This is a genomic window from Actinacidiphila sp. DG2A-62, from assembly GCF_035825295.1.
Taxonomy (GTDB): Bacteria; Actinomycetota; Actinomycetes; order Streptomycetales; family Streptomycetaceae; genus Actinacidiphila.
Genome location: NZ_JAYMGI010000002.1, coordinates 2,971,306 through 2,985,513 on the forward strand (window position 1 = coordinate 2,971,306; position 14,208 = coordinate 2,985,513).

At 71.7% G+C, this 14,208-nt stretch carries 13 protein-coding genes, 1 tRNA gene and 2 pseudogenes; 10 read left to right on the forward strand and 6 right to left on the reverse strand.

Annotated features, from left to right (window positions below; genetic code table 11):
- Positions 1-301 precede the first annotated feature (301 nt).
- The 5 genes from VSR01_RS13145 to VSR01_RS13165 all read right to left on the reverse strand — a co-directional run bounded on the left by VSR01_RS13145 (position 302) and on the right by VSR01_RS13165 (position 5,441).
- Positions 302-2,107, reverse strand: a complete 1,806-nt coding sequence (locus VSR01_RS13145) for a DEAD/DEAH box helicase (protein ID WP_326449413.1) — start codon at positions 2,105-2,107, stop codon at positions 302-304.
- Positions 2,108-2,305: 198 nt separating this feature from the next.
- Positions 2,306-2,677 (reverse strand): type II toxin-antitoxin system death-on-curing family toxin, encoded by a 372-nt coding sequence (locus VSR01_RS13150; RefSeq protein ID WP_326449414.1) that lies wholly within the window; start codon positions 2,675-2,677, stop codon positions 2,306-2,308.
- The gene (locus VSR01_RS13155) at positions 2,674-2,871 is read right to left on the reverse strand and encodes a hypothetical protein (RefSeq protein ID WP_326449415.1); all 198 of its coding nucleotides are present in this window, start codon (positions 2,869-2,871) and stop codon (positions 2,674-2,676) included. The genes VSR01_RS13150 and VSR01_RS13155 overlap by 4 nt, the downstream gene beginning before the upstream one ends.
- Before the next feature lie 26 nt (positions 2,872-2,897).
- Complete coding sequence (locus tag VSR01_RS13160) at positions 2,898-4,505, reverse strand: MFS transporter (protein WP_326449416.1); 1,608 nt, start codon at positions 4,503-4,505, stop codon at positions 2,898-2,900.
- 105 nt (positions 4,506-4,610) lie between these two features.
- Positions 4,611-5,441, reverse strand: a complete 831-nt coding sequence (locus VSR01_RS13165; protein ID WP_326449417.1) for a helix-turn-helix transcriptional regulator — start codon at positions 5,439-5,441, stop codon at positions 4,611-4,613.
- A gap of 251 nt (positions 5,442-5,692) precedes the next feature.
- Here VSR01_RS13165 and VSR01_RS13170 point away from each other — a divergent pair, with 251 nt between their 5' ends.
- The 9 genes and pseudogenes from VSR01_RS13170 to VSR01_RS13210 all read left to right on the forward strand — a co-directional run bounded on the left by VSR01_RS13170 (position 5,693) and on the right by VSR01_RS13210 (position 11,825).
- The gene (locus tag VSR01_RS13170; RefSeq protein ID WP_326449418.1) at positions 5,693-6,475 is read left to right on the forward strand and encodes an SDR family NAD(P)-dependent oxidoreductase; all 783 of its coding nucleotides are present in this window, start codon (positions 5,693-5,695) and stop codon (positions 6,473-6,475) included.
- A gap of 186 nt (positions 6,476-6,661) precedes the next feature.
- Positions 6,662-6,733, forward strand: a tRNA-Cys gene (locus VSR01_RS13175).
- A gap of 363 nt (positions 6,734-7,096) precedes the next feature.
- Entirely contained in the window at positions 7,097-7,291 is a 195-nt protein-coding gene (locus tag VSR01_RS13180) for a hypothetical protein (RefSeq protein WP_326449419.1), read from the forward strand.
- Complete coding sequence (locus tag VSR01_RS13185) at positions 7,284-7,802, forward strand: DUF6879 family protein (RefSeq protein WP_326449420.1); 519 nt, start codon at positions 7,284-7,286, stop codon at positions 7,800-7,802. The genes VSR01_RS13180 and VSR01_RS13185 overlap by 8 nt, the downstream gene beginning before the upstream one ends.
- Complete coding sequence (locus tag VSR01_RS13190) at positions 7,799-8,629, forward strand: helix-turn-helix domain-containing protein (protein WP_326449421.1); 831 nt, start codon at positions 7,799-7,801, stop codon at positions 8,627-8,629. Before VSR01_RS13185 ends, VSR01_RS13190 begins: the two co-directional genes overlap by 4 nt.
- Before the next feature lie 162 nt (positions 8,630-8,791).
- Positions 8,792-9,274: a hypothetical protein gene (locus VSR01_RS13195; protein WP_326449422.1), complete on the forward strand. Its 483-nt coding sequence runs from the start codon at positions 8,792-8,794 to the stop codon at positions 9,272-9,274.
- Between the two features lie 77 nt (positions 9,275-9,351).
- Positions 9,352-10,013 (forward strand): annotated as a pseudogene (locus VSR01_RS13200) (class I SAM-dependent methyltransferase).
- 146 nt (positions 10,014-10,159) lie between these two features.
- Positions 10,160-10,731 (forward strand): annotated as a pseudogene (locus VSR01_RS13205) (dihydrofolate reductase family protein).
- A 101-nt stretch (positions 10,732-10,832) separates the two neighbouring features.
- Positions 10,833-11,825, forward strand: a complete 993-nt coding sequence (locus VSR01_RS13210) for a GNAT family N-acetyltransferase (RefSeq protein ID WP_326449423.1) — start codon at positions 10,833-10,835, stop codon at positions 11,823-11,825.
- An 11-nt stretch (positions 11,826-11,836) separates the two neighbouring features.
- Here the strand turns inward: VSR01_RS13210 and VSR01_RS13215 are convergent, their stop codons facing one another.
- Entirely contained in the window at positions 11,837-12,850 is a 1,014-nt protein-coding gene (locus VSR01_RS13215) for an alpha/beta fold hydrolase (RefSeq protein ID WP_326449424.1), read from the reverse strand.
- A 342-nt stretch (positions 12,851-13,192) separates the two neighbouring features.
- Between VSR01_RS13215 and VSR01_RS13220 the strand changes: the two genes are divergently transcribed.
- Positions 13,193-13,909, forward strand: a complete 717-nt coding sequence (locus VSR01_RS13220; RefSeq protein WP_326449425.1) for a TetR/AcrR family transcriptional regulator — start codon at positions 13,193-13,195, stop codon at positions 13,907-13,909.
- Positions 13,910-14,208 lie beyond the last annotated feature (299 nt).

The window sequence follows — 14,208 nt, forward strand, 5'->3', positions numbered from 1 at the left end:
ACCGGCACCGTAGCGAGGGAGTACCGCTCAGCGGAAGGGGTCGTCCACAATCCGGGCGCGGTTTTGACCTCTTCACCAGGGGAGATCCCCGGGCAATCCCGGTGATCCCCCCGCAATCCGACGGAGATTTTCCGGTGTGTCCCCGCGCGGAGTGTCACTCGTTCCAGTGACACCACGCGTCGGGGTGACACCTCCCGGGGCGGGGCGGGAGTGGTCCCGGGGGCGTGCCCGGAGCCGGACCGCAGCGAGCCCGGAGCGCTGTCCGGGCCACTGTCCGGGACCGCTGTCCGCACGGCGCGGTTCAGCGCATCCGGGTCGCCCATTCCTTGATCTTCTTGATCCGCTCGCCCAGCTGCCCCGCGGTCGCCTCCGCGCTCGGCGGGCCGCCGCACACCCGGCGCAGCTCGTTGTGGATCACGCCGTGCGGCTTGCCGCTCTGGTGGTTGTAGGCGGCCACCAGGGTGTTGAGCTGCTTGCGCAGCTCCAGCAGCTGGCGGTGGCTGACCACCGGCCTGCGGTCGGCGGGCAGCTCCAGCAGGTCGGCCTCCTCGTCCGGCTTCTTCCTGCTGTGCGCGATCTGCCGGGCCTGCCGCCGCTGCAGCAGTATCTGCACCTGGTCGGGCTCCAGCAGGCCGGGGATGCCGAGATAGTCCTGCTCCTCCTCGCTGCCGGGGTGGGCCTGCATGCCGAACTCGGCGCCGTCGTAGAGCACCCGGTCGAAGACCGCGTCGGACTCCAGCGCCTCGAACGGCAGCATGTCGTCCTCGGTGGCCTCGTCCTCGGCCCGCTCGGCCTCGGCCAGCAGCTTGTCCTCCTCGGCGAACGGGTCCTCCTCGCCGGCCTTCTTCGGCTTGTCGAGCACGTGGTCGCGCTCGACCTCCATCTCGCCCGCGAACTCCAGCAGCATCGGGATCGTCGGCACGAACACCGACGCGGTCTCGCCGCGCCGCCGCGACCGCACGAAGCGGCCCACCGCCTGGGCGAAGAACAGCGGCGTGGAGATCGTGGTGGCGTAGACGCCGACCGCGAGCCGCGGCACGTCGACGCCCTCGGAGACCATCCGGACCGCGACCATCCAGCGGTCCTCCGAGGCGCTGAACTCCTCGATCCGCTTGGAGGCGCCGGTGTCGTCGGAGAGCACCACGGTCGCCTTGTGGCCGGTGATCTCCTTGAGCAGCTTGGCGTAGGCGCGGGCGGAGTCCTGGTCGGTGGCGATGACCAGGCCGCCGGCGTCCGGGATGCCCTTGCGGACCTCGGTCAGCCGCTGGTCGGCGGCGCGCAGCACGTTGGGGATCCACTCGCCGGTCGGCGCGAGCGCGGTGCGCCAGGCCTGCGCGGTGGCGTCCTTGGTCATCGGCTCGCCCAGGCGCGCGGACAGCTCGTCGCCGGCCTTGGTGCGCCAGCGCATGTTGCCGCTGTAGCTGAGGAAGATCACCGGGCGCACGACGCCGTCGGCGAGCGCGTTGCCGTAGCCGTAGGTGTAGTCGGCGGCCGAGCGGCGGATGCCGTCGGCGCCCTCCTCGTAGGTGACGAAGGGGATCGGGTTGGTGTCCGAGCGGAACGGCGTGCCGGTCAGCGCCAGCCGCCGGGCCGCCGGGTCGAACGCCTCCAGGCACGCCTCGCCCCACGACTTGCTGTCGCCGGCGTGGTGGATCTCGTCCAGGATCACCAGCGTCTTGCGCTGCTCGCAGCGGTTGCGGTGCAGCATCGGGCGCACCCCGACGCCGGCGTACGTGACCGCGACGCCGTGGTACTCCCGGCCGACCGGCCCGGCGCTGTAGTCGGGGTCGAGTCTGATCCCTATCCGCGCGGCGGCGTCCGCCCACTGCGTCTTCAGGTGCTCGGTCGGCGCGACGACGGTGATCTGCTGCACCAGGTGGTTGTGCAGCAGGTACGAGGCCAGGGTGAGCGCGAAGGTGGTCTTGCCCGCGCCGGGGGTGGCGACCGCGAGGAAGTCGCGCGGCTGCCGGGCCACATACGCGTCGATGGCCCCTTGCTGCCAGGCGCGCAGCTTGTTCGCCGTCCCCCACGGCGCGCGGCCGGGGAACGCGGGCGACAGATGGTGGTTCGACGGGTGCGACGAGGCGGTGGTAGTCACGGTCTCCATACGGGGGTCGGCGGCACGTACGGGTCGGCGGGCGCGGTGCGGCGCGCCCGGTACGGGCCTGCGCCGGCCGTGCTCGCGGGTCCGCCGCGCCCGTACGAAAACCGCCTCAGCCTACCGGCCCGTGGCCCGCCGCCGCGGACCGACGCCGCCCGGGCGAGGAGTGCGAGCCAGGTCACACATCCCGCGCGACGCAGTCCCTCACTCCCCGAACCGCGGCAGGGTCCCGGCGGTCTTCGGCACGTCCAGCTGCCCCTGGCTGACCGCGAGCACGAACGCCTCGGCCTCGTCCACGTCGAAGTCCGGTGCGAGCCGGTGGCCGTTGATCTGGAGGAAGACCCAGGTCGCGTACCAGGCGGTGCGCTTGTTGCCGTCCACGAGCGCGTGGTTGCGCGCCAGGGACTCCATCAACGAGGCCGCCTTCTGCCAGATGTCCGGATAGGCGTCCTGCCCGAAGACGCTGGCCCTGGGACGGGCGAGCGCCGACTCCAGCAGCCCGTAGTCGCGTACCTCGTCGGCGCCGAGACGGCGAGCCAGCTCCAGCAGCTCGGGAAGCGTGAGGTAGTACGTCACGCCAACCGTCGGTTCAACTCGTCGCTGACGTCGAGCACGTGAGCCGCCGCGTCCTCGAAGAGGCGGCTGCGCTCACTGACGGCCCGCACCACGGCGTCATGGGCGAGCGACTGCATGCTGACCCCCTCGGAGTCGGCGCGCTCGCGCAGGGCTTCCAGCTCTTCCTCGGTGAAGCGCACGTTCAGGCCGGGCATGAACTCATGGTACCAAGCGGTACCACCTAGTGTTCCGCCGTCGGGCGGAGCCGGCCGGCGAGGACGACGCCGATCAGGGCGATCGCCGCGGCCGGGAGGAAGACGCAGGTGAACGCGAGCGGATGCGCGGACGTGGTCGCCGCCACGTCGTCGGCGGACGGCGCGATCGATCCGCCGCCGAGCGCGGCGAAGACCGTGCCGGCCGCGGCGACCAGCAGCACGTTCGACAGCGCGTCGGACACCTGGAGCGCCGCCGAGTTCGCCCCCGCGTCCCGCGGCTGCGACACCTGCAGCAGCAGCACGCTCAGCGACGAGATCACCAGTCCCATGCCGAGGCCGCCGACCAGCCACGCCACCGCGACCACGGCCGGCGGCACCGCGTGGTCCAGCGCCAGCGGCACCGCCGCGATGGCGGTCGCGCTGAGCACCATGCCGACCCGCACCAGCCGCACCCGGTGCGGCCCGAGCCGGGGCCGCGCCTGGACGTAGGAGCCCAGCGCCCAGCTGAGCCCGCCGCCGGCCAGCGACAGCCCGGCCAGCGTCGCGGACAGCCCGCGCTGGGTCACCAGCATGAGCGGGACGAACGACTCGGCGGCCAGGAAGGACCCCGCCGCGATGCCGCGCATCAGCACCACCGTGGGCAGCCCGCGGGCCGCGCGGAACGTGCCGCGCGGCAGCAGCCGCACCGCCGCGGGCGCGAGCAGCGCCGCGCCGGCCGCCGCGGGCACCGCGGACAACGGGCGCAGGTCCTGGCCGGCGTACTGCAGCAGCGCCGCGCCCGTCGCGAGCGCGGCCGCGTACCAGACGCGGCGCGCGTCCATCGGCCGGCGGTCCGCGGGCGTGTGCGCGGTGCGCCGCAGCGCCGGGAACATCACCGCCAGCGGCAGCACGACCAGCACCGGGATGGCCAGGAACACCCAGCGCCAGCCCAGCTGCTCGGTCACCGTCCCGGACACCAGCGGCCCGACGATCGACGGCACCACCCACGACGCGGCGAACGCCGCCATCACCGCCGGGCGCAGCCGGTCGGGGTAGGCGCGGCCCACCACCACGTACAGCGCCACGATCACCAGGCCGCCGCCGAGGCCCTGCACCGCGCGGCCGAGCACGAACACCCCCATGGACTGCGCGGTGCCGCTGACCACGAGCCCGGCCGCGAAGCCGGCGACGCCCGCGGCGAGCGGGGGCACCGGGCCGCTGCGGTCGCACCACTGGCCGCTGACCACCATGGCCAGCAGGGAGGTGGTGAAGAAGCCGGAGAACGCGAACGCGTAGAGCCCGAGGCCGTCCAGGTCCCGCGCGGCGATCGGCATCGCGGTGCCGACCGCGGTCGCCTCGAAGGCGATCATCAGGACGACGGAGACGATGCCGAGGGTCAGGGCGCGGTAGCGCGGGCCGAGGACGCCTTCCGCCGCGTCCGGCTCCGCCTGCGACTCCGGCTGGAGCTGCGGCTGCGGGTCCGGCTGCGACCGGGGCTGCGACTCCCGCTGCGACTCCGGCTGGGGCTGCGAGTCCGGCTCGGGCGGGGGCGCGGAGGCGTGAGCCTGGGCCTGCCCCGTCGCTCGCGCCTGCGCCGCGGACGCGGATATCGCCTGGTCGTCTCGCTTCCCGCCCGGGGCCCGTACCTCAGTCACCCGCCCAGCGTAAGGGGCGAACCCTGCTTTTGCCCCTGCCCTGCGACCGTTGTCACCTCGGCCGTCGGTCCTAGGACCGCAGGTCCGCCCGGGCCGGCGGACGGCTCACTCGACCAGCGACTGCGTCCCGATGACGTGCAGCAGGGCCAGGCGTTCGGCGTCCTCGGTGCCGGGCTGCGCGGTGTAGACCATGATCCGCAGATGGCTGCCGGCCACGTGCAGCACGTCGCAGTCGAGGGTGAGCGCGCCGACCTGCGGGTGGTCGATCGTCTTGCGGGCCGCCCGGTGCTCCGCGGTGTTGCCGGTGTCCCACAGCTCCGCGAAGCGCGGGCTGCGCGCGCGCAGGTCGGCCAGCAGGTCGCGCAGCACCGGGTCGTGCGGATACAGCGCGGCGGTGCGCCGCAGATCGGCGGCCAGGAGTTCCTGCAGCGCGCCGTTGGATTCCGGGGTGTGCCGGACCCGCGTGGTCGAGGTGACGAAAGCGCGCCAGGCGGCATTGAGGTCCCTGCCGTCCCACTGCCCTATCAGCGCGGTGTAGAGCGGATTGGCGAGCAGTTGCGTCCACGTGGCGTCGTAGACGGCGACGGCGGTGCCGGCCAGCCGGTCGAGGATGCGGTGCACGCCGGGCGTGATGTGGCGCGGGATCGTGCCGGGGCCGGGCACGGCCAGCCCGGCGAGGCGGAACAGGTGCTCGCGGTCGCCCGCGTCCAGCCGCAGCGCGCGAGCCAGCGCCTCGACGACCTGCGCGGACGGGTTGGCGGCGCGGCCCTGCTCCAGCCGGATGACGTAGTCCGCGGAGATCCCGGCGAGCTGCGAGAGCTCCTCGCGGCGCAGCCCGCGGGCCCGCCGCCGGCCGCCCGCGGGCAGCCCCACGCTGTCCGGGGTGACACGGTCGCGCCAGACGCGCAGGGCCTCTCCGAGTTCGCTGCGGGGCATGCCGCCATTGTGACAAGAGGCCGCGCGCTTTTCCTGGTACTGGTGGTCCCAGGAAAAAGGATGCGCTGCCTGTTCCGTGGAATTGCGCGGACGCTGGAGGGGACAGCGGAAACCGTTCCGCGGACGCTCGACGGGACGGTTCCTCGAACCCGCGGAACCGTTCCGCGGATTCGGGGAGCATCGTCCTGGTCCTGTCGTCCGCGGGTTCGACGAGCATCAGGTTCGACGAGCAACAAGGGAAAGGCACCGTCATGAGCAAGCTCGCCCTCGTCACCGGCGCGACCTCCGGCATCGGGAAGGCGTTCGCCGAGCGGTTCGCCGCGGACGGCCACGACCTGATCGTCGTCGGCCGCCGGGAGGACCGCCTCGCCGCGTTCGCCGCGGCGCACCCGGAGGTGGCGGTGCGTACCGTCGCGGCCGACCTGGCCACCGAGGAGGGCGTCGACGCGGTCGCCGCGCTGTGCGCCGACGAGCCGCTGGACGTGCTGGTCAACAACGCCGGTGTCGCGCACTACATGCCGCTGGCCGAGCTGCCCGCCGCCAAGGCCCGCGAACTGGTCGGCGTCAAGGTGCTCGCGCCCACCCAGCTGATGCGCGCGGCGGTGGGCGGGATGCGCGAGCGCGGCGCGGGCACGATCGTGAACGTCGCGGGCATGATCGCGTTCAGCGGCCCGGCCGACCCGTCGGTGATGCCGCGCCGCGCGGTCTACGCGGGGTCGCTGGCCTATCTGGTGACCATGACGCAGACGCTGGCCGCGGAGATGGCCGGCACGGGCGTGCGGGTCCACGTGGTGTGCCCGGGCGTGGTGGCCACGGAGTTCCACACGGTGCAGGGGATGGACCTGAGCGCGGTGCCGCGGATGAGCGCGGAGGACGTGGTCACCGGGGCCCTGCGCGGCCTGGAGCTCGGCGAGACGGTCAGCGCGCCGGGCGTGGGGGACCCCGCGCTGCTTCGTGACGTCTTCGCGGCGGAGCTGGCGGCGTTCGGGGGCCAGTCCCCCGCGCTGGCGAGCCGCTACCGCAGCGCCTCCTGACCACCCGGCCGCCGGGCCAGGGTCCGGGCGGCCCGGCCCGCCGGGGTCGACCTGACCGCCCGCCGCCCGGCCCGCCCGGCCCATGGCGTTTCATGAACGCCGTGTGGCAGTCCCGTTGCACCCCCGGCCGTCCCCTTGACCCACTCCCGCCGGCCCCGCGAAGGTCGAAGCACGCACCAAGCACACGGCCGTGTGCCCGAGTGGTTGAGGGACTCGCCTGCAAAGCGAGTTACGCCGGTTCGATTCCGGTCACGGCCTCCGCGCTGGTCTGGCCGGCAGGTACAAGCGGAACAGAGCGGTTGTCGCACCGTGGCCGCGATGCACGGCCTGCGGCAGGGCCTCTCCGTTCCGTCCGCACGCGCGCCGACATGGCGAAGAACCTGGCGGTCACGTCCGTCCAACCGACCGGGTGACCGCCACCGAGGCGCTGACAGGCCCGCAGAGAGCCCCGGCAAGGCCCCGGGGCTCTCGTGCTGCTCGCCCTCCGGCGCGCTCGGCGTCCACAGGATCATTCGTCCAGGCCCGGGTTTCCTGTTGTGGAAACTCATGCCTCTTGCGCACACAGTGACGTGCTCGCGAACATCGAACGGGACAAGAGGCCGCCGGCCGGGAGGGTGCCCCGTGAAGACCACGAAGCTCGTCAGCACGTGCGATGTGAAGGACTGCCCGACCATCTATGCCACGGACAGGGGCACGCTGCTCGTTCAGGGAGAGACACCCAGCGACCACGGCTTGGCGATTCCCGCTCATGAAACGGTCGTCGAGATTCCGGCGGAACTTCTCCTCGACCTGGTGCGGAAGGGTATCAGTGCCTAAGAGCCTCGGTGAACTCTTCGACACCTTCGAACGTGAGGCATTCCGACTGGAAACGCTGGACGACTACAGCAGGTCGGGAAACGTCGCCGCCTACGGGGCATTCCTTGCAGGGGAGCCTCAGCCGGAGGACTACAACGAAGCATGGGTATCCGAGGTCCGCGCGCACACGAGTAAGGGAAGGCGCGTGTACCGGGTGCATGTCCTCGCACGCCCACTGACCCCATATCTCCGGTTCGAACTCGGATGGGGCTACCAAAAGAACATGACGGGCGGCGAAGAGTTCTACATCCTCGACACCACCGAGCAGGCCAACCCCGTCGCCGGAGCGCCGGATTTCTGGCTCTTCGACGAGTCCATCACCGCGCGAATGAGTTACACCGAGAGCGGGGCTTTCCAGGGAGCCGATGTCCTACCCGAGGACCGTGCGGCAGAGTTCATCGCCTACCGGGACAGGAGCATGGCGCACGCCGCGCCTTTCGCGGAATGGTGGGCGAGACACTCAGGCGAATGAACAGGGGGCAACTCGGCGCGGCGTTGCGGGCGCTACGGCAGGCATCCGGCATGGAGGCCAAGGTCGTCGCCCGCAGCGCCGTCATGTCCACAAGCAAGCTCAGTAAAATCGAAACCGGGAAAATCGCTCCGTCCACGGCGGACGTGGAGCGTATCCTGACGGCAATCGGCGTCTCGGACGAGGTGAAGTCCGAATACCTCGAAGCCGCCAGGTCGGCAAGCACTGAGACAATCGCGTGGCGACTAGTACGCCGAATGGGCGTCCACAAAGCCCAGCAACAGACGAGGGCACTGGAAGCTCACATGTCGCTGCTGCGGCTCTTCCAACCGGCACTGATACCCGGGCTGCTGCAAACCCCCGAGTACATTCGTGCCGTTCTCGTGAGGCACAAGCTGGGCGAAGACGTTCTCACACGCACGATCAACGCCCGCATCGAGCGGCAACAGATCCTCTACGACTCGGCGAAGGAGCTGCACTTCGTCATCACCGAACCCGTGCTCCGGTGGCGGATCGTCTCCGCCTCACGGATGGCCGAGCAGCTGGACCGGCTGGTGTCCCTCTCTCGCCTACCCCATATAGATCTTCGGATTGTTCCACTTTCCGCGAGACAACACGACATTGCCAATCATGCGTTCGTCATCCGCGACGACAGAACTGTCACGGTCGAAACCGTGCACGCCGAGGTCGTCGTGACGGACCCTCGGGACGTTGAATTGTACGTGCACAAGTTCGAAGGCTTCGCCTCGATGGCACTTGCGGGTGACGCCATGCGCGACGTGCTCGAAGATCTCCGTAACGAGTTCTTGACAGAACAGGAAACTCGCTAGAGATACGTCGAAATCCCTTTTACCTTGGTCGCACGACCAAGACGGAGGGGACCACGGAGCCGTCGCACAAGGTTGAACGCCCGCCTCAGCCCTCTTGTGGAAACGGTCGGCCGGGGCGGGTTCCCAATGGCTCTACGCAATTCTCCAACAGGAGGACGCACCATGAGCACCGCAGTACAGACCCGTACGCGCGACCCGCGCGTCTTGCTGAATGGGCTCGCGCACCGCGTGCCCCAGCTCGTCACCGACAAAGAACCCACTCTCTGGGACCGGGAGGTCGCGCTCCTCACCCGCGACAACCCGATCATGACCAAGGACACCGCCGAACGCCTTCTCGGGCAGGCCATCGCCTACACCCTCACCGCCATGGAACGCCCCGGCACCGACATGGGCGTGGGATACACGGTGGACGTGGCCGTGCACGCCCTGATCCTGGACACGCCGCTGTACTTCGCCCTGTGCGACGAGTACAACGGCGGCCGGTACAAGCACCACGCCCCGCTGATCGAACGGCGCCGCGACGGCACCGTCACGCGCACGGCCGAACTCCTGCGGCAGAACGGCTTCACGGTGGACGATGAGCTGTGGGCGATGGACGCGGCCGACTGCTCGCCGTGCAACGACAAGGTTCCCGACAGCCACTGACCGGCCGTTCGAGAAACTCAATAAGGCGCCCCCGCCGCCTCTGGCGGGGGCGCCTCCGACATGAACCGAGGGACGCATTGCCCGCTCAGCACATCATCGAATCCGAACGCGAGCTGTGGAACGCGTTCGCCGAGAGCACGAGAGAAAGGCTCTCCACGACGATCCGGTGTTCTGCTGGACGCAGTACCCCGGGCACGGCCCCGGTCCGGAACTCCTCGGCGAACCCGGCGCGACTCTGGAACTCGGCTTCGGCACGGGCCGCGCCCTGGGCTACCTGCTCGGCCAGGGCGTGAAAGTCTCGGGAGTGGACCTGTCACCGGTCGCCGTCGAGGCCGTGGAACGCCGCTGGGGGACGCAGGGCGCCCGGCTGGTGTGCGGGGAAGTGCTCGACCACCTGTCGAGCGCTACAGAGACGTACGACGCTGCTTACTCCATCTTCGGGGCCGTGTGGTTCACCGACCCCGCGCGGCTCTTCCCGCTCATCCGCAGGCGGCTCAACCCCGGCGGAGTACTGGCCTTCTCCCAGCCCCCCGCCATCCCCGGCGCCTACGGGCCCCAGGGCATGTACAAGGGCGGCTTCGCCGGGCCCGCGATGTTCACCTATCGGTACTCCTACACGCCCCGTAAATGGGCCTCCTTGCTGCGCAACGCGGGCTTCGGCGACGTCGACGTCCACGTTCTCGACGCGCCGACACCCGGCCACATCGGAACCTTGATCGCCCGAGCGGTCGCGTCCTGAAGGCAGAAAAGGCGGCCGCGTACCCGATGACGCGGGCTCGATTCGGTCACGGCCTCCGCGTCCTCCTGACGCACGGTCGTGTCCGGCGCCCAGGTGTCCGGCCCCGGTCGTATGGTCGGACCCTGCGACGCGGAAGGGGTTCGGCGATGCGCGAGGTGACCTGTTCGATGAGCGTCTCGCTCGACGGCTACATCGTCGGGCCGGACGGCCGGTTCGACTGGTCGGTGCCGGACGAGGAGGTCTTCCGCCTCGCCACCGACGAGGTCCGGGGGCCGGCGTCCACCTGCTGGGGCGCCGGCTGTACGAGACGATGCTGTACTGGGAGACCGCCGAGGAGGACCCCTCGCTCGGCTTCTCCACCGCGGAGTTCGCCGAGCTCTGGAAAGCGCTGCCCAAAGTGGTGTTCTCGACCACGCTGACCGCGGTGGAGGGCAACGCCCGGCTGGCCTCGGGCAGCCTGGCCGAGGAGATCGAGCGGCTGCGCGCCGAGCCGGGCGAGGGCGGCATCGCGATCGGCGGCGCGGACCTCGCCGCCCAGGCGGCCGCGTCGGGGCTGGTCGACGAGTACCGGATCAGGGTCCACCCCGTGCTCGTCGGCGGCGGCACGCCGTTCTTCCCCCGCGACGAGCGCCGGGTGGACCTCGACCTCGCCGAGACCCGCGCCCTGGGCTCGAAGGTCGTCTACCTCCGCTACCGCGTCGCGCGCCGGTCGCGCTGACCCCAGGGCCTCTTGCGTCCGATGGGCCGTCAGAACACGCTTTTCCGGGTGGTCCCGTATGCGCGTGGTCCCGGTAGGTCCGTCCAGTGGGGGGTGAGCGCGTGACCGCGCAGGCTCAGTCGGGGATCGAGATCGTGCGGGCGGCTCCGGAACACGTCCCGATGATCTACGCGCTGGCGCAGTCCCGGAATCTGGACGCGATCGATCCGCTGGTGGCCGGCCAGGAGGGCTTTCTGGTCTCGGAGTACACCGCCGAGGTGTACCAGAGGCGGCTGACCGGCGCCGAGCACTTCTACGTGGCCGTCAAGGGAACCGACGTCCTCGGATTCCTGCTCGCCTACAGCGACGCGCAGATCGAACCCGACGAGTGGCTGAACCACCGGATCAAGACCACCCTCGGCAGCTTTCTGGTGATCAAGCAGGTGTGCGTGGCCCGCGACGCCGCGCGGCAGGGCATCGCCTCGCGGCTGTACCACCACGTGCTGGAGCAGTGGTCGGCCGACCCGGTGATCGCCGCGGTGGTCAACGAACCGCACAACGAGGCATCGAGCCGCTTCCACCGGAAAATGGGCTTCGAGGAACTGACACGGCTACGGCCGCCGGACGGCCGGCTCCGCGTGGTGTGGGTCGCGCGCAAGCCGCGCGAATCGATGCTGCAGACGCAGTACGAGATCGCGGTGGACTTATACAAACACGAGGATCTCCTCAACTGGAACAAGCTCAACAATTTCCTCTACATCACCGCGGGCCTCGCCGCCACCTTGGCATTCACCCTCGGTAAAGAGGGCGCGCAGTCACGGGAAGTGGCCCGCGGAGTCGGCGCGGTCATCACGGTGATCGGTTTCCTGTCCGGGCTGGCCTTCGCCGTCATGCTGCGCTACGGCCGCCGTTACCTGCAGGCCCGCAAGAGCACCGTCGTGGAGCTGGAGGAGCACATGGCGTGGCATGGCGGCCAGCGCATCGTAGGACGCCAGCTGGCGGAACCTGGATCGGCGTGGCTTCAGGCCTCCCCGACCGGCCTGGTGATGGTGCTGCTCCCCGTCCTCGTCTCACTGGGCTGGCTGGCGATGCTGGGCGTGGTGCTGACGAACTGACGCCCGGCGCGTCACCCGGCGGCGTCCCGGCCGGAGGCCCGGTCGGCGCTCCGGCCGGAGGCCCGGTCGGCGCTCCGATGAGCGTCCCGGTGAGCGTCCCGGTACGGCGCGAGGAAAGGGCCCAGCGCCGCGAGCACCGCCTCGGGCGCCTCCTCGGCCGGGTAGTGACCGCAGCCGGGGACCACCACGCTCTCGACATGTTCCGCCGCGGCCCGCATCGTCGCGGCGACCAGCTCCCCGGAGTTCTCCGCGCCCGCGATCGCGAGGACCGGGAGGGTCAGGCGGCGGCCGAGGCGGCGGCGGTTCTGCGCGATGGTCGCGTCCAGGGCGCGGTACGGCGCGAAGCTGGCCCGCAGCGCCTCGGGATCGCCGGCGAGCATGTCGACGTAGTGCGCCACCGCGGCCTCGGGCAGCGGCCGCGCCGCCTTCGAGGCGAACTGCGCGCCGAAGTAGAGGTGTTCGCGGCCGCGGACGAGCTGCTCGTTCAGCTCGGGCAGGCGGTTGAAGCCGAAGTGCCACAGCCGCTCGTTGGCGCGCGCGTCGCCGAACAGCGGCGGCGACGCCGAGACCCCCGGGATCGTGGCCTCGGCGACGGCCAGCCGCTCCAGCCGCCCGGGGTGGTCGGCGGCCAGCGCGTAGCCGGCCCACATGCCGACGTCGTGCCCGACCATGGCGAACCGCCGGTGCCCCAGGGCGGTCATCAACGCGGCCATGTCGTCGGCGAGCGACCCGGTGTCGTAGCCGTCGCGCGGCTTGTCCGACAGGCCGACGCCGCGCGGGTCGACCGCCACGACGCGGAAGTCCCGGGCCAGCGCGGGCATCACCAGCCGCCACGCGTACCAGGTCTGCGGCCAGCCGGCGAGCAGCAGCAGCGGTGGCCCGTCCCCGCCGACCACGGCGTGCAGCCGGGTCCCGGCCGCGTCGACGTAGCGGCCGGCGAACGTCCCCGCGAAGCCCTCCGGCAGGTCCGGCGCGCCGAGGACCGAGCCGGGGCCCGTCGGCTCGGGGCGGGGTGTGGTGTGCATGAGCGGTCTCCTCCGGTACGTGGTCCGGTCCGTGTGGTCCGGTCCGTGTTTTTCCGGTACGTGGCTTCGGCACGCGGTTCGAGCGGCCTGGCGCGACCGCGCGGCTGGAAAGGCAGCCGGGCAGGTGGACAGCCGGACAGGTGGACGGGCGGACAGGTGGCCTGCAGCCGCGGGCTCGGCGCCTTCCGCTCACGCTAACTCATCTTGGATCGATCGGTCCATGATTCTTGGACTGATCGATCCAGGAAGCTGGTAGCCTCGGAGCGGCAGGGCCGCCGCCACGCCCCGGCGGCGGACGGGCGGGCGAGACAGCCGAGGCAACTGAGACAGCGGAGGCCGGACATGTCGGGGCGCAAGCAGTTCGACGTCACGCTGGCCCTCGACCGGGCGATGCGGGTGTTCTGGGAGCGCGGGTACGCCGACGCCTCCCTCGACGCGCTCGGCGCCGCGACGGGCCTGGGCCGCGGCTCGTTCTACGGCGCCTTCGGCAGCAAGGACGCGCTGTTCCGGCAGTGCCTCGACCGCTACGCCGCCACGTACGGCGCGCGGTACGAGCACGCGCTCGGCGCCCACCCCGGCGAACCGATGCGCGCGGTCGAGGCGTTCTTCGACGTGGTGCTCGCCCGCATCGCCGATCCCGCGCTGCCCGCGGGCTGCCTGATCGCCCAGTCCGCCGCGCAGGCGCCGACCCTGCGCGAGGAGAACGCCGCGCGGGTACGGGCCCTGCTCGACGCCCAGCGCGCGCGGGTGCGGGCCGCGCTCGCGGACACCACGACGGCCGCCGGCGCCGCGGACACCGCCGACGCCGGGTCCACGACCGCGACGGACGCCCCCGCAGCCGCAGACGCCCCCGCGGCCCCGGACGCCCCCGCCCCCGACCCCCAGACCCTCGACGACCTCGCCTGCTACGTGGTCGCCGTCAACCAGTCCCTCGCCGTCCTCAGCCGGGCCGGCGCCGCCCCCGCCGACCTGCGCGCCGTGGCCCGCCTGGCCTGTACGACGGTGGCGGACACCCTCGCCCGCGCGAGCGCGCGGCCCTCGCCGGTGCCGTCCACGTAGCGCCCCGCCCGCGCCATCCGCCCGACGCCCCGCGCCATCCGCCCGACGCCCCGCGCCACCCGCCCGACGCCCCGCGCCATCCGCCCGACGCCCCGCGCCGTCCGCGCGACGCCGCCCGCCTGCCCGCCTGCCCGCCACGCACCCCCGCCTGCGCCTTCGCGCACCCGCGTCGCGCGAGGCGCCGGGGCCGCGGGGGCATGGGTGATACCGCTGGGTCCCGATTGGCCCAATTGGGGCCCGGACGGGGGGTAGGACGGTTGAGCGGGCGGGCCGGGGCTGGAATGCTCGTCGGCGGACGG